Raw genomic sequence first — 18,831 nt, forward strand, 5'->3', positions numbered from 1 at the left:
GCGGACTTCCTTTTTACTCATCAGTTCCCATTTCAAGAATAAGATTTACTATGTTCTCTTCAATCTTCAAACGCTTTGCAATTTCAGCATTTTTCCATCCGTCTTTCTTCAGCTTAATGACATTTGACTTCAACTGAGGTGTAATATTTGAACCAGCTACAGCGGACGGCTTGTTTCCAACTTCCTTAGCTGTAATGTCATGAAGAAGCTTCAGCTTGCTATCGGCGTCAGAATAAAGTTTTTGCAGCCTAACTTCGGTATTAAGAATTCCATCACGTGAATCTTTAATTTTTGCAATGCGTTCTTCCGCATCGTCAATCAAACTTTGCAAAGAAGTTATTTTGTCAACGGCATCATTAATTTTTCCGCTATTCTTCATAATTTTATCAATGTGGCTTTGCATTGACTTGATTTCATCTGGCAGAGAATTAACTTTAGTTGAACATTCTTCAAGACGCTTTTCAAGCTGTGAAATATTTTCAAATGAGCTGTCAACTTCTTCCGCAACACGGTCATAGGTTTCTTTCTTATTTTCTATCCGTTCAAGTTTTGACTGAACATTTGAAATGCTGTCCTGAAATTTTCCAACCTTTGCCTGCATATTCAAAATATCATCGCTCATAGAAGTGAGTTCCTGAATTTTTGAATCCATACCGCTGCTTAAATTCATAAGCGTATTGAATTTATATTCAATACTGTCCAAACGAGATTTATCCGAACTATACGCATTTAAGCGGGAATTAACATCATCGCCAAATTTTTCAAGACGTTGCGCCTGAGCAGACAAGTCATTAAGTTTTTCCTCAAAATTTTTGACTGCTGAAATTTTTTTATTCAAATCATCAATAGAAGTTTCAAGCTGCTTTTTCAAAATGTCAGCCTTGTCAAAAACCGCTGTTTCAGTTTTGAAAGTTCCAATGCTTTTATTTATTTCATCAATTTGGAACTGAAGCTTATTCGCCTCCTCGCCAATTTTATCAAAGGCATTATTATAAACACGCATATATTCATCGGTCTGCTTATCAAATCTGCTTTTGAGTTCCTTGCTTTTTTTATCCGCATAATCCTCTTGGTCAGCCGTTGATTTTTTTACATTGGCAAGCATATTTTCATATTGCTCACGGAAATCAGCAAGAGCAGTTTTTGATTTTTTATCGTAATCATCAAGAACATCGGCAGCCTTGTTTGCCGCAACGGAGAAATCTTTTTGCAAGTCATTTATTTTTTGATCATTTGTATCTGCAAGAAGTTTAAGTTGATCCTCAATCTGTTGAGATGCATCCTCATATTTTCCTTTAAGACTATTTTTCCAAGCTGTAAATTCCTGCACTGCCGCATCAATTGTCGCCGACTGAGACTCCTGTTTTGAAAGAAGAATTTCGCGGAAATTTTCAAACTTAGAATTCAAATCATGCTCAATTTTATCAAGCTGTCCATTCATACGCTCATTGTAACTGTCGGTTTCAGTCTTTAAATATTCGTCCGCATTTTCAATCGTTTTCTGAATTTCATTTCTATATTGCTCGATAAAGTCATGGATTTTTTGATTTACTGTATTGATTTGCTCCTGAACAGTTGTCTGGCCGGAAAGCAACGCTGTCTGGAATTTCTTTTCCTGTTCAAGAGTTTTCTTTGTAAGTTCAGAAATTCGTTTTGCAAGAGCATCGTCATATTGTTTTTCCAAAGCCTCTCGTTTTACTTCGTACTCTGCCGTAAAATCAGAAAACTGCGCATCAAATTTATTTTTCCAGTCAGAAAGTTTTAGAACAACATCGTCTTGGCGTTTCGCAAGATCAGTTGTAAAAGAATCTTCGAATACTTTTACCTTTGCGCTAAGTTTGGCAGCGGAATCTTTTTTAATTTCATCAAGTGAAGTCTGAACAGAATCCAAGTCAACTTTTAGTTTTTCATATTTTGCAACAATTGATTTTTCAAAATCAGCCTGAGTTTTTTCCGCACCTTCAGAAAATTTTTCAAAGTCACCTATAACTTTTTTCTGGCTCTGATCCATAAGTTTTCTTAAAGAAGATTCAAGTTTATCAACGTCAGCTCCGGCAGTATTAAGTTTTTTAAACCTATACTCCATTTCCTTTTTATAAGCATCAAGCTGACTGTCCAAGGCTTCAAGATATTTTGTTTGGCGAGCATCACATTCGGCGGCGATATTTTTTGTGGAGGAAAGCAAACTTCCATTAAGCTCATCAATCTGATTTTGCATTGACAAAGAAAATTCCTTGAGTTTTTCAGAATTACTTTCATTTTCATTTTCAATTCGCTCAGAAATTTCTTTTGCATTATTTTCAATTTGCTCGTAGCGGGAAAGAATAGAAGAAAGTGTTCCATCTATATTTTCCTTTATCGATTTTGTCTGCGCATCAAGAGAACCAAGAGAATTTTTTATATCGGAATGCATTTCATCCACGCGCTTTTGAACATCACCTTTGTATTTGTCAAGATTTGCAGAACTCAAGCTGCTAAACTTTTCATAAGCATCGTTTTCATCTTTCTCCGCTTTTTCAAGTATAGAAGAAAACATTCCATCGTATTTTTTTTCAAGTTCAGAAGACTGACTTTCAACAGAATTCTGCAAAGCTTGCAGTTTTTCAGAATTAACTTTTACATCCTGCTTTAACGCCAATGTAATTTCATTTACATTTTCTGTTGTTTTTGAAATCTGTTCCTGAACTTTTTCAATTGCATTTTTCGCATCTAAAACAAGACTGTCAGTTTTTTCTTCAATCTGTTTTTGCGCATCTTCAACATACGCAAGAGCGTTTCCTGAAACTTCATCTGTTTTTGCAGAAATTATTTTTTGGACATCTTCAAATCGATTTTTTGCATCCACAATTGCATCTTCGGAAAGAGACTGAATTTCATTTGTGCGCACATCAATAAGTTCCTGAAGATTGCGGGTTTTATTTTCAAGTTCTTCTTTTAAAGACTTAGTGTTCTGTTCAATTTTTTGTGTGTACTCAGAAGTTGTAGACTTATACTGCTCCATTGCTCCGTAAGTTTGAGTTTCCACATTGTTTTCAAGTTCTTCAAGTTTCTTTTCAATTTCCTGCGCGCGTTCATGAATTTGACGCTCAAGAGCTTCTGTTCGTTCCGCAAGTTCTTTACGCAAAATATCAGTTCTATCTTCAATATCCTGCGTATAAGTTGAAGTCGTTGTCTTGTATTTTTCAACAGCCTGCGCAGTCTGATTTTTTACATCTTCTGTAAGATTTGAAAGTTTTCTGCGGACGTCATCCTCAAGTCCGTCTGTGCGGTTTTTAATTTCAGTGGAAATTGCAAGAGCCTTGTTATTTATGTCTTCAAGTTTCTTTTTAAATATGCCGTCAATCGAATCAAACTTGTCAGTGAAGCTTGTATTAAGTGCTGCTGTTTTCTGGCGGATTTCGTTTTCAATTTTTGAAATAGAATTTTCAAATGAAGTGTTTGCAGCACCAGTTTTCTGTTTTATTTTTGCATTGAGTTCATCAACATTTTTATCCAAATCAGCATCAAGAGAACGCATTTTTTCTTTGAGTTTTGAATCCAAATTTGAAGACTTCTCGTTGAACAACGCAATAAGTGCCTGTGATTTTTTCTTCATTTCGGATTCTGCATTTTCATTATTTAAATCCAAAGATTCTTTTAGCTTCTTTGTTTTCAAATCATAGCTTTCTTCAAGCTCGCGGGTTTTATCTTCAAAAAATTGAACAACGTTACGGCTTTTATCTGCAAATGTCAAATCCATTGAAGAAGATTTTTCCTCATAAGATTTTGAAAGCGCCTTCATTTTTTCTTCAATATTCGAGAACATATCAGCGTAACTTTGCTCTAAAGAATTTTCAAGCTCAGAAGTTTTTGAGTTGTATTCATTTTCAAGAGAAGTCACATTGCTTTTGAAAAGTTCTTCCAGTCGTGAAGTTTTTTCTTCCAGCTGCGAATCAAGTGAAGAAATTTCAGAATTAAGCCGCTCTGAAAAATCAGAAACATTTGATTCTAGTTCAGAAGAAAGAAGATCAGATTTTTGCTTTACGCTGTCCTCAAAAGCCGAAGTCTTTTCTTCAAAGATTTTCGCCTGTTCTGTGAAAGTTTCAAGCAAGGCAGAAAATTTATTTTCCAATTCATTTTGAAGAGAATCAGCACGCTCCTTGTATCCGGCTTCAATAGAATTTGAAGTTCCATTGAAATAAGATTCAATCTGTGAAAGTTTTTCTGAAAATTTATTTTGAATGCCAGACGATGAGTATTCGAATTTTTCTTCAATTTCAGAAATTTTTCCAGAGCATTCATCTTCAATTCTTGAAGTAGAGTTTTCAACAATATCGGAAAGTTCTTTTATTTTGTCTGCAAATTCACTTTCAAAAGTTCCTGCAGATTCATTTATCTTATCTTCAAGCGCGCCAGTTTTTTCAGCAAGAGAATTATCAAGTCCAGCAATAGCATTCTCTAGGTGGGAATCAAAGTTTTCAGAATTTTCTTTAAGTTCTTGTTCCAATGCCTCAATTTTTTCTGTCCAAGTGCCAGTGAGAACATTTGTGCGCGCATCAATCATTTCTGTAATGCGTTGTGTGCGCTCATTAAATTTTTCTTCAATTGCGGAAGTCTGTTCTTTTAAAGAATCGCTGAATGTTTTTGTTTTATCATCGAGGCTTTTTTGCGTTTCAGAAATTCTTGAATCAATAATCGCAGTGATTTGTTTTGTCTGAGCTTCAACCTCATCAAGACAAGCGGAAGTTCTTTTTTGAGATTCATCTTTGAGTTTTGCAAACGACTCGTCTTCAAGCTGTTTTGCATTTTCAATTGCTTTGGAATACGCCTGGCGAATGTCGTCCTCAATTTTTTCCATGATAGCCTGATTTTGCTTTATGGCTTTTTCCGTTGTCGCATCAATTTCCGAAGCGCGTTGTTCGTACTGATTCAGCAAGTCAGAACCAATCGCCTTGAGCTGCTCAGAATTTTTTACAGAGAACTGCTTTGTAACATCAGAAACTTTTTTCTCCACAGCTTCAAGAATTTGATTTTGTCTGGAAAGCTTGGAATTTACTTTGTCCACAACAAGAGCTTCTTTTTTTACAGAATCAAGATTTTGCTCAACCGCAGCTGTCATTTCCATAAGATTCTGCAAAACTTTATCATAAGCTTCAATTTTATTTTTTATGTTTTCTATATTCTGGACAGGATTTTCAAAATTCTCTGTGGTCTGGCGGCACTCGTCAATTTGCATCTGCATTCTTTTTATTGCAGCCTTAACTTGAATGTCTTTTGTATCCAAATCGTTTGCAAGAAGTTTTATAGATTCCGTCTGCTTTTCAAAATAATCATCAAATTCAGCCTGACGCTGGTTTGCATAGCGTTTGACTTTTTCCATTGAATTTTCATTTTTACCAGTCTGCTGAATAATAACAGAAACAATCGCAGACAAAACTACCGCAATGACAATTCCTAATATAGTAATCACTTTTTATTTCCCGCCCAAATTTATTTAAAAAGAAGTTTTATCTATTTTAACACAATTTTTTCAAGCTGACGATAATTTTTAAATGAAATATCAGCATCTGGAAGTTTTATTCCAAACAGCCGGCGAAAACCTGTAAGAATATACGCGCTCTTCATTTTAGCATTGTTCGCGCCAAGCACATCGTATTTTCTACTATTTCCCACATAAAGAATTTTTTCTGGAGGAACATCAAGTTTTCTGCTCAAAATTCCAAACGGATAAACAGAAGGTTTTAAAGCTCCTGATTCTTCTGAGCCAATGCAAACATCGCAAAGCTGTTTAATTCCCCAAATGTCACCTTTTTGTGACGGTGGAAAATCAGAAAGAATTCCAATTTTCAATCCGGCAGATTTCATGGCTTTTATACATTCGACGGCATGGCTGTACGGTTTTATCTTTTTAAAAAAAATTTTTATTCCTTCATAGCAAACTTCATTTATAATTTTTTTTGATTCGTCAACAGAAAGTTTTGTTTCCTCTGCAAAAAGTCTTGCCTGAAATTCATAAAAATCAGACAGCGGCGCAGTTCTATGAAGAATCTTGCGGATTTTATTGTAATGAAGATAAAACTTAAAATGCTTAATCACATACAGCGGCATAAGAAGATAAAGTCTCCAGGACGGATAAAGAGTTCCGTCAATATCAAATGCGACTGCTTCAATTCCTTCGAACATACATTTCAATTATATAAAAATAATTATCTAATCTCAAGCGTATAATCAAAAGAAGCCGTTCCGTCCAGTCCAGAAGATTCCTCTGAAAATCTCCAAAGTTGAATTTGCTCTTTTATTTCAGTCTGAATCTGCGGAGGCAAAAGCGATGACGGCACTATGGAAATTCCTGTTACTGGAACAGTTCCGTCCGCAAGAACTTTAAAACGAACAATAACTTTTTTTGTTTCATCGACAAGTTTTGCATTTTCTTCTGAAATAAATATCACAGGATTTTTCGGATACAAAAGTTCTCTTGATTTTCCGTCCGACATTTTTATAGAAAGTTTTCCGCCTGCACTTTGAGAAGCAACTGACGTTTTGCTTTTTATATTTCCAGAAACAGAAGAAGAAAAAGTATTTTTGATATTCGCCAAAGAATTTTTTGTTTCTTCTGAAGCCTCTGAGTTTTTATTTCCAGTTGATTCAGAAGAAGATGAAACTCCGGATTTTTTTTCAGCTAAAGTTTTTGCAGCAGTCCCTTCAACTGAACTTTTTGACAATACTTTATTTTGCACTTCGGAAACATTTTTGCTTTGCACAGTCTGTGAATCATCAAAAAAATTTTCATTCCATTCAGCAGTTTTTTTTGTAGAAAAATTATTTTCCGCTATAAGCTGCTCAACACTTTTTTTAATTTTAGGTTCTTCAAAAGTTTTTTGTTTTTCAGAAAAAGCTGATTCTTTTTTTTCGATTTTATTTTTTTGAAAAATTGATTTTTCTTCGGAAATTTTCTTTGTTTCAATGGATTTTAGTTTTTCAATTTCTTTAGAACTTTGATTTTTTGAAGGAACGTTTTTTTTCTGCAAAGTATTTTCCGGCAAAGATCTTTTTTCAACAGGAAAAGACGCAAGGTTTATCGTCAAGGCTTGAAATTTTTCTTGAGGTTTAAATTTTACAGCAAGAGAAAAAATTAAAAAAGCCGCAAAGAAAAATGCAGTAAATGCCAAGGCAATTGCATTTCCACGCCGTTCAAGACTTGTCATTTTTTTCCGCTCGTCCTCAAACTAACAGAAGCAAATCCGCTCATTCTGATTATATCAAAAAGCGCAACAATTTTTCCGTTTTTTACATTTTCATCTGCCGAAATTAAAACAGGAAAATTTTTTCGTTCAATTTCTTTTGTGTCAAATTTTGAAAGCAAAGTTGACAATTCTTTTTCAGAAACATTTTCGTCGTTAAACCAAAGAGTTCCATTTTCTTCTATGGAAATTGTTATGCCGCTTGATTCCGCTCCAGACGAAGTAGAACTTTTTGGCAAATTAACATTTATAGCGGGAAGCAAATTGAATGTTGTGGAAACCAGAAAAAACAAAATGAGCTGAAAAATAACATCCAGCATCGCAGACAAATCAACCACCGGCTTTGTTTTTTTTCTTGTGGAAACTTTCATTTTAAGCCTCGCCTTTTTTTGTAAGACGGAACAAAACAGAAGTAACGGTCTGCTCCATTTGTGCAATACTATGGTTAACTTGAGAATTAAAATAGCTAGTGAAGACAATTGCAGGAATTGCAACAACAAGACCAGCAACCGTTGTAACTAAAGCTTCTGCAATCGCACCAGCAAGTAAAGCGGGATCTCCCATTGTGCCGCCATTTCCAAGAACACCAAAAGCCTTGATGTTTCCAGTAACAGTTCCCAACAATCCAAGTAAAGTAGAAACATTTGAAATTGTACTTAACGCAGAAAGATTGTGTTCAAATTCTGGAACAGCAAGATCCATTTTTGACTGAATGAATTCCTTTAAATCACGCTCCGCAAATTTTCTATGTTCAATAGCATTCTTTACAACTTTTGCGCAAGGAGTGTCTGCAAGGGTACAAACCGATTCCGCAGTTTGAAAATCATTTTTCAAAATACAATTTTCAATATCTCTACTAAGTTTTTCATCACGCCTTTTTATTGAAAAAAAATAATAAAATCGCTCAACAATGATAAACACAGCGGCCAACCCGCAAGCAATAATCGGAACCATAACAATTCCGCCGCTCTTTAAAATCTCAAACATTTTTTATCTCCTATAAAAAATCAAATTTTTTTAAAAATAAAATTTTGCAAACAAAGATGCGCAGCCAGCTCGAACAAGATAATCTGTTTTCATAAAGTCCCTGTCTTTTCTTGCAAACAATTTTATGGCATCAGAAAGTTCAAATGAAAGTTTTATCGATTCTTTTAAATTGTAATAAACTTCACCGCCAAGCAAAGGACATTTGTCAGAATCCGAACCAATATCTTCCTGCACAGAAATTGAAAAACCCCAAGATTTTTCTTTTGAGTCAAATGAAATAGAAGTTGAAACATAATTTTTAAATTCATCAGACGGAACATGAGTCCAATTCGACTTCCACCCTGCGCTCAAAGTGAAAACATTCCACAAATAAGAAAATCCTGAATCAGTAGAAAAAAGAGTTCTGTCTGATGGAGCTATTTCAAAAATTCCAGAATCTGTTTTAGAATCATAAATCGCTTCCCAAGTTCCGTTTTCAAAGGCAGTTTTTCTAAATTCCGCAGAAGAATAAATCGAAGCAAACTTTGAAACAGGAACAGAAACTTTTGCATTCACAAACCAGTCAGAAGTTTCTGTTGGCAAAAAAACAAGCTGCGAAAATTTATATTTATTCTCAAGTTCTGAAAGTGAATTAAAATATGTATCAAGACCTCCACGAACTCCAAAAGAAAAATTATTTTTCAAAGGAGAATCTTTTCCTGCAAAAGAAATTCCCGCATTAAAAAATGGAATTGATTTTTTTGTTCCCATTTCTGTTCCGCCAGCAATTCCTCCAGATGCAAAAATATCAAGAAAATCATTTTTCCAGCCAGCAGATGCAGAAGCTTCCGCTCTAAAAATATTTTCAATTTCAACAGAGTCAAATTTTCCAGCAAGAGTACCATAATCAACTCGCCCATTCAAAGCAAAAAATAATTTTTTTACGCTCCATGAAAAATTTAAATTTTGATTTAAATATACAACATCAATATTTTTTTCTTGGCTTAGAAAATCATTTTCACTGTCAGCAATTCCAGCATATCGGTTATACCAAGATCCTCCACTTTTAGACTCAAATTCAAATCCATGTAAAAAACTTTTTTTTACAGAAAAATTTCCAAATGCTTCTTGGGAATTCAAATCATAAAAAAATAGACTTGCAGACTGAAGACCTGTTTCATTTTTTTTATACTCGCCGCCGATTATAAAGTCTGTATTTTTTACAGTAATAGTTTTTTCCGCAAAAAGCCTTGTATTGCTATCAAAAAATCCATCGCCAGCCTTATGTTTTCCGTATCCGTTTTTGCTTAAATGTGAAAACTCAATTTTAAAAGGATTTTCACCAATAGATTTGTAAACAGAAAAATCTCCGATAAAATCTCCAGGGAATCCGCCACCAACAAGTCCTTGTGCAAAAATTGTCTTTGCTTCCCCAAAAGAAAAATCAGCAACAGGCTCTTCATCAAAACTGACATTTTCTTCTGTAAAAACAGGAAGCACAGAATCGTCTTTTTTATCAACTGGAATAACTTTTGAAAAATCAGGGGCAGCATCTTTTCCGGCTGTAACAACTTCACCAGAAATTGTCGTAGTTATGTCTGGCAAAGTTACATTTTCAGTTTGAGAAAATAAAGGCGCAGAAAATAAAGCAACACAAAAAAAATAAAGCGTATTTTTCAAATCTTTCATTTTAAATTTCATTTGCTCCTAATTATTTTTTATAAACTTCTGGGCAGCGGATTTGTAACTGCTTTTCGGATAAAGTTCTAGTAAAGTTTTTGCGGACTTTTCAGAATCAGCATAAAGCTTTGCAGCATCGAACGACTCAGCCGCTCCATAAATTGCTCTTTGCGCAAGTTCATCATTTCCAGACTTTCTAGCAAACTCGGCGCAGACCAAAAATCTTTGCGCAGCTTCTTTATTTTTATTTTGAAACCTCAAATATCTTGCGCAAATAAATGCAGTTCTTGCAGCGTAAGAATTTTCTGCAGCCTGATTTTTTTCAGATGATTGAATTTTAAAAAGTGAATCCGCAAGTTCAAAAACATCTTTTTTCGGCTGTTCATTTTGCATTAAAAATTCTGCAAGTTCAGTTCCTGCTATTCTGCCTTCAAGTGTTGCATTTTTTAAATTTTCAGCATAACGTTTTTCAAGCAATGCAAGCTCTGAATTTTCTCCAGAAATCAAATTCTTCAAAAAGCTGATTTTTTGTTCTGCCGTTTTTCTTTGCTCTTCGGAATCAGTAATTACAAGAATAACTTTTTGCTGTTCAAGCGCATCTTCATATTTTTCCTGCTCTTCAAAAATTTCTGAAAGATTTTTTCTTGCATTATAAGCAAAAGTGCTCTTAGGAAAATTTTCCACAAGAATTTTATATTGCAAAACTGATTTTTCAATTTGAGTCAATTTTCTATACGAATCCGCAGAATAATAATACGAAGCATCGATAAATTTTCCTTTAGGAAATTTTCTCTGATATTCAGAAAAATGCATTGCTGCTGTTTCATAGTTCTTTGAGTTGTAATACAAATCCGCACGTCTAAAAGAACTTTCATCTGCAAACGGAGAGTTGTAAAATTTATTTTGTATTTCTAAAAAAAATTTATCAGCTTCAGAAATTTTTCCAAGACGTGAATTCAAAACTGCAATTTGATAACGACAGCGAATGGAAAATTCAGAAGCACCTTTTGCATAAGGCTCAAGAAATTTTACAGCATCCTGATATTTTTCTGAATCAGAATAAATTGAAGCGCAAAGCAAAACTGCATTTTCTTTTTCTTCCTGCGATGAAAAAAAATTCAAAGCTTTACTTGCCTGAAAAAGTGCGTTTTCAAAATCAAAATTATTCAGCGCAGAATTCGCAGACACAATGCAAGATGAATAGCACAAAGAACTTTTTGGATATTTTTCAGAAAAATTTTTAAGAGCATTAAATGCTTCAGAAGACTCTCCCATTTTATACAAGGAATATCCGTAATAAAATTCCGCAAATGAAATTTTAGAAGACTTTGAATTTTCTGCAATAAACTTAAAAAATCCAGCTGAAGAATTTTTCCAGGCTTGCATATTAAACGAAGCCAAAGCAGAAATGTAAACTGCATCAGAAACAGAAGAAGAATCCGCAACATTTTTACACTCGCTCATATTTCCAAGTGAAAAAAGTATTTTTGCGTAATCGTATTTTTGTTCATTGTTCAGCTGCGATTTTTCAAAAAAGTTTTTATAAATTTTTTCAGCAGCTTCAAGTCTTCCATTTTCAGCAAGACATCTTGCATATAAAATTTTCTGCTCAAAAAAATATTTGCTGTCTTCCTCAGAATTTTCTTTAGATTTTTCTATAATAGAAATTGCTTGTTTTGATTTCCCTGTTGAATAAAGTCCAAGACAGTAATAATAGAAAGATTTTTGCTTAAGCTGTTTTTTTTCTGTCGAACTTTTTTCATAAGCGTTTTTTGCATGAACAAGAGAATTTTCAAAATTCCCCAAAGCCGCGTACTGCTGTGCATAAGCAAGCTCATATTCCGCATAATACTTTTTATCAAAATTTTCCGCTGAATAATAATCAAGAATTGCAATTTTATTTTCAGAAGCGAGTTCGGCTTTATAAAGTCCAATCAGCGACGAATATTTTTTTTCTGAATCAGATTCTTCAGCATTTGAAAAATATTTTTGCGCAGACTCAAAATCACTTTTTTCAAAACAGTCAATTCCGAGCCGAATCCAAAGTTCTGATAAAAGTGAATTTTCATTTGCTAATGCGGATTTTGCTTTTTCAAGCAGCAACGGAAAATCTTCCGCAGAAACATCACACGCTTTTTGCAATGCCTGGACAGACAAAGGAACTTCCGCATTTAAAGCAATTTTTTCATAACAAGCAAAAGCATCTTTTTTTCGTCCAAGTTTTTCAAAAGCATTTCCTGCGGCAAAAGAAATATTCCAGTAGCAAGAAATATTTTGCGGCGAAAGTTCTTCATATTTTTTTACAAGCTTTGAATATTCATTTTCATTTGTGTAGCAGTTAAAAAGAATTTCCAGTGAACTGCAAAAAATATCATTTTCATATTCGTTGCTAGAAATTATCGATTCAAAAACCGGAATGCATTTTTCATATTGCCGCAAAGAATAGCTGCAAAGTCCTGCATAATAAATCGAATTTTTATAAATAAAATTTATTTCTTTACTTTTTTTATTGAAATCAGAAGAAATTGAAGAAGCATTATAAAAAGAATTCAACGCCGCGCTAAAATCTTCCAACGAAAATTCTGAACGACCTTTCCAGTAATTTGCAAAAATTTTCGTTTCATTTTTTTTTGTTGAAGACAACTCATTCAAAGTTTGAATCGAATCTTCAAAACGTCCAAGATAAAAAAAACTTTCACCTTTATAAAGCAAGGTTTTTTCCAAAAAAGGAGAAGAAGAAAATTCTTTTTGCAGACGCGAAGAATATTCAATGACAGCCGGATAATCCGCACCAGAATAAGCCGAATCTATTTTCTTGAACAAAACAGAATCTTTTGAAAAGGAAAAACAAGCTCCTCCAGCTGCAACAAAAAAACATAGAAATAAATTTTTTAAAACTTTATTTTTTTTCATAAGGGAAAAAAGCCTCTAACGACTTTACTCGCTCAAGATGAATGTATGCGTCTTTATATTTTTCAACAAATTTTTCCAATGAAATTTCTTTTCCTTGCTCAAAAACAAAGCAGCCGAATTTTCCATTGTTATCAAAATAAGGAAAGAAAACCGCGCAATTATTAAACACAAGTTCATCAGGCTTTAAATAAGAGCCTTGTCGAATTGCAGCAAGATAAAACCAAGAAGGTTCTGTTACCGCAAGCACATAAAACACAGATTTTATTTTTTCAACTGAATATCCTGTGTTTTTTATGTAGCCAGAAGAATTTGAAATTTTTCCGTCAATAACTTCTGATGCAAAATAATTTTTGTTCACATCAAGTCCGGCTGATTTAAAGTCAACATTTTTTCTTGAGCGCACGGAATATGCTTTTGCCGCAAGATTTCTGCACCAGTCCAAAGTAAAATACAAATTCCATTCCTGCGACATTACTCCGATTTTTCCAACAGGATCAAATTCAGCAGTCGGTTCTGTCAAATCAGAAATTGAAGTTCCAAGTCCAGTCGTCGGCTCAACAATTCCATCGATAATCCATTTTAAAAATCCTGCGCCCGACAAATAAAGTTTTTTTTCATCAATCGGAATTTCAAATCCACTTTCATCTTTTAGAATGTAATCTTTGCCAGTAATAACAGATTTCAGTTTTCCCTTAGAATCGTAGCAAGCATCTTCGGTAAAAACAATTGAATCCAAATTCGATTTTATAATTCCCGCCATCATAAGTGAATCACGGTAAAGGCCGTTTTCAACAGAAACTTTTTCCCACGGAAGAGTTTTTTGAGTCCAGTTTTTTACATCCTGAAATCCCGCTGTATAAATGCGCTCAAATGGAACTCCAAGCGGAACTGACCTCGCAGCAAAAGAGCCAAATACGCTCATGTCAACCAAAGTTTTTTGAGCCTGCGGACGGAACACAAGAAACACATCTGAATCAGGATTAAAATGCCATTCAACACGCAAAGGTTTTCCGCTCTTTTTTTCCCTAAAGAGAATCCAACTTCCTGCCGCTCCTTTTGGATAAACAGCCGCACGGACAATTCTATGGTTGTCCCCATTTATCAAGTCAACATCGAGCTCTGAACGTGGAGCAACAATCACTGAAAATTCAGTTTCGTTTTCTTCCATTCGGATTTGAAAAGTCTCGCCGATTCTATTTTTTCTCAAGTCTTCTTTGTAATTTCTAACTTCGGAAACTGGCGCGGAAATCCAAGAGTCAACTATAGTCCGCCGAATTTCCGCAGAATCTGGAATTGCAAAACTGTTGTATTCAGCAAACGCAAGTCCAAAAAACAAAAAGGCAAAAGAGAAAGCTAAAAGTTTTCTTTTCAAAATAAGCTCCTGTCAATTTTATAAACAATGCAAAAGCCTTTAGATTACAGGCACATCTTTCATTTCAACAGGCTCTGGATCTATAAAAGCGCCTTCCGCCATTTGAATTTCCGGCTTGACAACTTTTTTATCCGGCTGATGAATCATTCCGTCTGCCTCTTCATCCGGATGCTTGCCAACAGGTGCGTTGCTCAAAAGAAGCTTCAAACGGTTCAGCTGGTTAACTTCGCTTGAGCCTGGATCATAGTCAATCGCAGAAATATTTGATTCAGGATAACGGCGGCGCAATTCTTTTATCATTCCTTTTCCTGTAACGTGGTTCGGAAGACAAGCAAAAGGCTGAACACAAGCAATGCTAGGACATCCAGAATGAATCAGCTCAACCATTTCCGCAGTAAGAAACCAACCTTCTCCAGTTATATTTCCAAGCTGAACAATATCGTCAACGCCTTTCATCATGTCATAAATTAAATTCGGCGGATCAAAACGATGGCTTTTTCTAAGCTGCTTTTTTATGTATCCACGGAAAAGCTCAACAACCCATACCATAAGACGCGCATTTTTTTCAGTTTTCTTATCAAACGCAAGCTGTCTATGCCGGAAAATTCCAGTGCTGAAAGTATAAAACAAGAAGTCCGCCAAATCCGGCATAACGCATTCCGCGCCTTCACTTTCAATTACATTTACAATGTCGTTATTCGCAGTCGGATGAAACTTAACAAGAATTTCACCAACAACACCAACACGCGGCTTTTTTACAGGAAGCAGAGGCAGATTGTCAAAGTCCTTTATGATTCCGCGGATAAGTTTTCTATATTTAAACACGGAAAGCGACTTCAATGCAATTTCGCATCTTGCATTCCACTTTTCATAAAGAGCATTTGCGCTTCCAGAAACAGCTTCGTAAGGGCGGGTTCTATACAAAACGCGCATAAGCAAGTCTCCAAGCATAATGGAGCGGACAAGCCTTATAAGCATTCCCGGAGTATAAGTCCAGCCCGGGTTTTTTTCAAATCCCTGAGTGCTCATAGAAATAACTGGAATCTGGCTGAACCCAGCATCATTTAAGGCACGGCGAATAAATCCAATGTAGTTTGTAGCACGGCAGCCGCCTCCAGTCTGCGTAATAATCAGGCTCGTGTTATTCAAGTCGAATTTTCCGCTTTGAAGAGCAGCAATCATCTGGCCCGCAACAAGAATTGAAGGATAGCAAGCGTCATTGTTTACATATTTTAGTCCAGTTTCAACAGCCATTGGATCTACAGCGTCAAGGACAACAAAATTGTATCCGGAATATTCCATCGCTTTTTGAAGAAGCTTAAAGTGAATCGGGCTCATCTGCGGTCCGATAATCGTATGCTTCTTTTTCATTTCCTTGGTGAAAACCTGACGTTTATATGAAGCTGGTTTTATAGAAAGCTTTGTTCTGTTTCTTTCGCGAGCTTTTACAGCGGCAATCAAAGAGCGGATTCTAATTCTCACCGCGCCAAGATTCGAGCCTTCGTCAATTTTTATGAGCGTATACATTCTGCTTTTTGACTTCATAATTTCGTCAACTTGATCAGAAGTAACGGCATCAAGTCCGCAGCCAAAAGACGTAAGCTGAACAAGTTCCAAGTTTGCCATTCCGCTTACAAAAGCTCCGGCGCGGTAAAGCCTGTTATGGTAAGTCCACTGGTCAATAATTCTTAACGGACGCTCAATAGAACCAAGATGCGCAACCGAATCTTCCGTGAATACAGCCATGCCCAAGCCGTTTATCATTTCTGGAATTCCGTGGTTTATTTCCGGGTCAAGATGATAAGGACGTCCTGCAAGAACAATTCCATTTGCGCCGCGGCGGATTGTTTCTTCAAGAGCTTCCTCACCTTTTTCCTGAACATCTTTTCTGAATTTTTCCTGCTCTGCCCAAGCCGCATCCACAGCTTCATTTATTTTCTGCCGGGTGAGCTTTTTAAACTTAGGAGAAAACTCTTCAAAAAGACGTTCCTTTAAACGCTGCTTATCATAAACCGGCAGGAACGGATTCATAAACAGAACAGAATCATCCTGACGAAGCTGCTCAACATTATTGCGCAAAACTTCAGGATAGCTTGTAACAATCGGGCAGTTGTAATGATTTCCAGCACCCGGATCTTCTTTTGTTTCGTAAGGAACACACGGATAAAAAATAAATTTTATTCCCTGCTGAAGAAGACTTTCCACATGACCGTGGGAAATTTTTCCAGGGTAGCAAACACTTTCTGACGGAATTGTTTCAAGACCTTTTTCGTAAACTGCTCGGCTAGAACGAGGAGAAAGGCGCACACGGAATCCAAGCTTTGTAAAGAAAGTAAACCACAGCGGATAATTTTCATACATATTCAAAACACGAGGAATTCCAACGTCGCCCATAACAGCTTCGTCTGGCTTAAGCGGAATATAATGTCCAAAAAGCCGCTTGTATTTCCATTCAAAAAGGTTCGGAAGATTTTTTTCAGTTTCATCTTCAGAAGGCTTGTTGCTAGCGTCTACAACTGAAGTTTTTTCTTCAAGCTCAGCTCCACGTTCGCATCTGTTTCCTGTAACAAATTTTCTTACAGCGCGTTTTTCTTCGCCTTCAGTTCCAGAAGTAGAAAATGTATTTATTGTAAGAAGACAATTGTTAGAGCATTTTCCGCAGCGTCGAAGCTCAAGGTCCACTTTAAATGACTCAAGCTGATTCAAAGTTGCAATGCCGCTTTTTACAAATTTTGGAGTCTGATCAGGATCGTCTGGCTTTGGACGGCGCAGATCTTCCCACTGGTCCATAGCAATCAGCGCAGAACCGTAAGCTCCCATAAGCCCCGCAACATCAGGACGATAAACGTTTACACCAGCAATTTTTTCAAATGCGCGAAGAACAGCATCATTAAAAAAAGTTCCGCCTTGAACAACAACCTTTTTACCGATGTCGCTTGCCTTGCGAAGTTTTATTACTTTAAAGAGCGCGTTTTTTATTACCGAATAAGAAAGTCCAGCTGAAATATCTGCAACTTCAGCTCCTTCCTTTTGAGCCTGCTTTACACGGCTGTTCATAAAAACTGTGCAGCGAGTTCCAAGGTCAACCGGCTTTTTTGCCATAAGCGCAATCTTTGAAAATTCCTGGACACTCATTCCCATTGTCCGCGCAAAATTGTCAAGAAACGAACCGCAGCCTGCAGAACAAGCTTCATTAAGCTGAATGGAAACAATCGCGCCGTCTTTCATTCTAAGGCACTTCATGTCCTGTCCACCGATGTCCAAAAGGAATTCAACGCCAGGAACAAAGAAATCTGCCGCACGGTAATGAGTTATAGTTTCAACTTCGCCAGCGTCAACTCCAAGGGCAGCCTGAAACAAAGCTTCGCCATAACCAGTAGAAACAGAACGCGCAATGTAGCATTTTTCCGGAAGAATTTTATAAAGGCTTTTTAGAACTTTTACAGCCAAGTCAACAGGATTTCCAGCATTCACATCATAGAAACGCCACAAAATGCGTCCTTTTGTATCAATTAGAACCGCTTTTGTTGTTGTAGAGCCGGCATCAAGTCCAAGGAAAACCGGACCTTCAGTTGATTCCAAGTCTCCAGTGCTGGCTTTTTCCTGAGAATGGCGTTTATTGAATTCGTCCAGTTCTTCTTGAGTTGTAAACAATGGCTCAAGACGTTGAACTTCCTGCATTTCCGCGCCTACAAGATTTTTGAGGCTTTCCCGGAACTGCTTTATAGTAGGAAATGTTCCGTTTTTATTGGAAGGATTTACGCATTTTATTTCCCGTTCAGCAGAATACGCCGCGCCCGAAGCAACAAAAAGCTGGCTGTTTTCTGGAACAATCGTCTGCTCTTCACCAAGCTTCAATGTAATTACAAAACGTTCTCTAAGCTGATCTAAAAAGTGAAGCGGTCCGCCTAAAAAAGCAACATTTCCGCGAATTGGCTTTCCACAGGCAAGTCCTGAAATTGTCTGGCTTACAACCGCCTGAAAAATAGAAGCCGCAATATCTTCACGGCGCGCTCCTTCATTAATCAAAGGCTGAACATCCGTTTTTGCAAAAACACCGCAACGTGCCGCAATAGGATAAATTGTAGTAGCTCCGCGGGCAAGCTCGTTCAGTCCGGAAGCATCAGTTTCCAAAAGAGCTGCCATCTGGTCAATAAAAGCTCCAGTTCCGCCAGCGCAAGTTCCATTCATGCGCTGTTCGACTCCGCCTTTAAAATAAGTTATTTTCGCATCTTCGCCGCCAAGCTCAATCACAACGTCTGTCTGCGGAATAATTTTTCTTACAGCAGTAGTAGCAGCAACAACTTCCTGAATAAACGGAATATTCAGCCACTGCGAAACAGAAAGTCCGCCTGAACCAGTAACCTTAACACTGACAGTCTGATTTTCCTTTGCCGGAAGAACTTCTTCAAGCGAATCAAAGGCCTTATTTACAACAGTAATAATTGTATTTCTAATATCAGCCCGGTGCCGTTCATAAGCTCCGTACAAAAGCTCATCATTTTCTCCAAGCGCAACAACTTTTACCGTAGTTGAACCAACATCGATTCCCATCCTGATTGGACGGACTGCAGGAGTCAATGAAGAAATCTCACCTAAGATATTATTTTCCATACAAAAATCACCTTTTTTATTTAAAAATAAGAATTCATATTATAGTATATAGGAAAATAATTAAAA

Annotated in this window: 9 protein-coding genes; all 9 read right to left on the reverse strand. The window is 36.3% G+C overall.

Annotated elements, in window-relative coordinates; all coding sequences use genetic code 11:
• Nucleotides 1-13: 13 nt before the first annotated feature.
• From B3209_RS06570 to B3209_RS06610, 9 genes are read right to left on the reverse strand one after another with little or no spacing between them, the layout of a single operon-like run.
• Complete coding sequence (locus B3209_RS06570; protein WP_296664225.1) at nt 14-5,449, reverse strand: SpiroCoCo family coiled-coil protein; 5,436 nt, start codon at nt 5,447-5,449, stop codon at nt 14-16.
• Nucleotides 5,450-5,490: 41 nt separating this feature from the next.
• The gene (locus tag B3209_RS06575; protein ID WP_296664224.1) at nt 5,491-6,162 is read right to left on the reverse strand and encodes an HAD family hydrolase; all 672 of its coding nucleotides are present in this window, start codon (nt 6,160-6,162) and stop codon (nt 5,491-5,493) included.
• A gap of 23 nt (nt 6,163-6,185) precedes the next feature.
• A complete protein-coding gene (locus B3209_RS06580) occupies nt 6,186-7,184 on the reverse strand; it encodes a hypothetical protein (RefSeq protein ID WP_296664223.1) in 999 nt (332 codons plus the stop codon).
• Nucleotides 7,181-7,591: an ExbD/TolR family protein gene (locus tag B3209_RS06585; RefSeq protein WP_296664222.1), complete on the reverse strand. Its 411-nt coding sequence runs from the start codon at nt 7,589-7,591 to the stop codon at nt 7,181-7,183. The genes B3209_RS06580 and B3209_RS06585 overlap by 4 nt, the downstream gene beginning before the upstream one ends.
• Nucleotide 7,592: 1 nt before the next feature.
• Entirely contained in the window at nt 7,593-8,207 is a 615-nt protein-coding gene (locus B3209_RS06590) for a MotA/TolQ/ExbB proton channel family protein (RefSeq protein ID WP_296664221.1), read from the reverse strand.
• A 30-nt stretch (nt 8,208-8,237) separates the two neighbouring features.
• The gene (locus B3209_RS06595) at nt 8,238-9,887 is read right to left on the reverse strand and encodes a hypothetical protein (RefSeq protein WP_296664220.1); all 1,650 of its coding nucleotides are present in this window, start codon (nt 9,885-9,887) and stop codon (nt 8,238-8,240) included.
• A gap of 6 nt (nt 9,888-9,893) precedes the next feature.
• The gene (locus B3209_RS06600; RefSeq protein ID WP_296664219.1) at nt 9,894-12,779 is read right to left on the reverse strand and encodes a tetratricopeptide repeat protein; all 2,886 of its coding nucleotides are present in this window, start codon (nt 12,777-12,779) and stop codon (nt 9,894-9,896) included.
• Nucleotides 12,766-14,151: a hypothetical protein gene (locus B3209_RS06605; protein WP_296664218.1), complete on the reverse strand. Its 1,386-nt coding sequence runs from the start codon at nt 14,149-14,151 to the stop codon at nt 12,766-12,768. The genes B3209_RS06600 and B3209_RS06605 overlap by 14 nt, the downstream gene beginning before the upstream one ends.
• Nucleotides 14,152-14,190: 39 nt before the next feature.
• Nucleotides 14,191-18,765: a 2-hydroxyacyl-CoA dehydratase gene (locus B3209_RS06610; protein ID WP_296664217.1), complete on the reverse strand. Its 4,575-nt coding sequence runs from the start codon at nt 18,763-18,765 to the stop codon at nt 14,191-14,193.
• Nucleotides 18,766-18,831 lie beyond the last annotated feature (66 nt).

The sequence above is a fragment of the Treponema sp. UBA6852 genome (genome assembly GCA_002449305.1).
Classification (GTDB): domain Bacteria; phylum Spirochaetota; class Spirochaetia; order Treponematales; family Treponemataceae; genus Treponema_D.

What these genes read in the sequence shown, in the direction of transcription:
- B3209_RS06575 (WP_296664224.1), bottom strand. Translation starts at nt 6,162, where the DNA reads ATGTTCGAAGGAATTGAAGCAGTCGCATTTGATATTGACGGAACTCTT.
- B3209_RS06580 (WP_296664223.1), bottom strand. Translation starts at nt 7,184, where the DNA reads ATGACAAGTCTTGAACGGCGTGGAAATGCAATTGCCTTGGCATTTACT.
- B3209_RS06585 (WP_296664222.1), bottom strand. Translation starts at nt 7,591, where the DNA reads ATGAAAGTTTCCACAAGAAAAAAAACAAAGCCGGTGGTTGATTTGTCT.
- B3209_RS06590 (WP_296664221.1), bottom strand. Translation starts at nt 8,207, where the DNA reads ATGTTTGAGATTTTAAAGAGCGGCGGAATTGTTATGGTTCCGATTATT.
- B3209_RS06595 (WP_296664220.1), bottom strand. Translation starts at nt 9,887, where the DNA reads ATGAAATTTAAAATGAAAGATTTGAAAAATACGCTTTATTTTTTTTGT.
- B3209_RS06600 (WP_296664219.1), bottom strand. Translation starts at nt 12,779, where the DNA reads ATGAAAAAAAATAAAGTTTTAAAAAATTTATTTCTATGTTTTTTTGTT.
- B3209_RS06610 (WP_296664217.1), bottom strand. Translation starts at nt 18,765, where the DNA reads ATGGAAAATAATATCTTAGGTGAGATTTCTTCATTGACTCCTGCAGTC.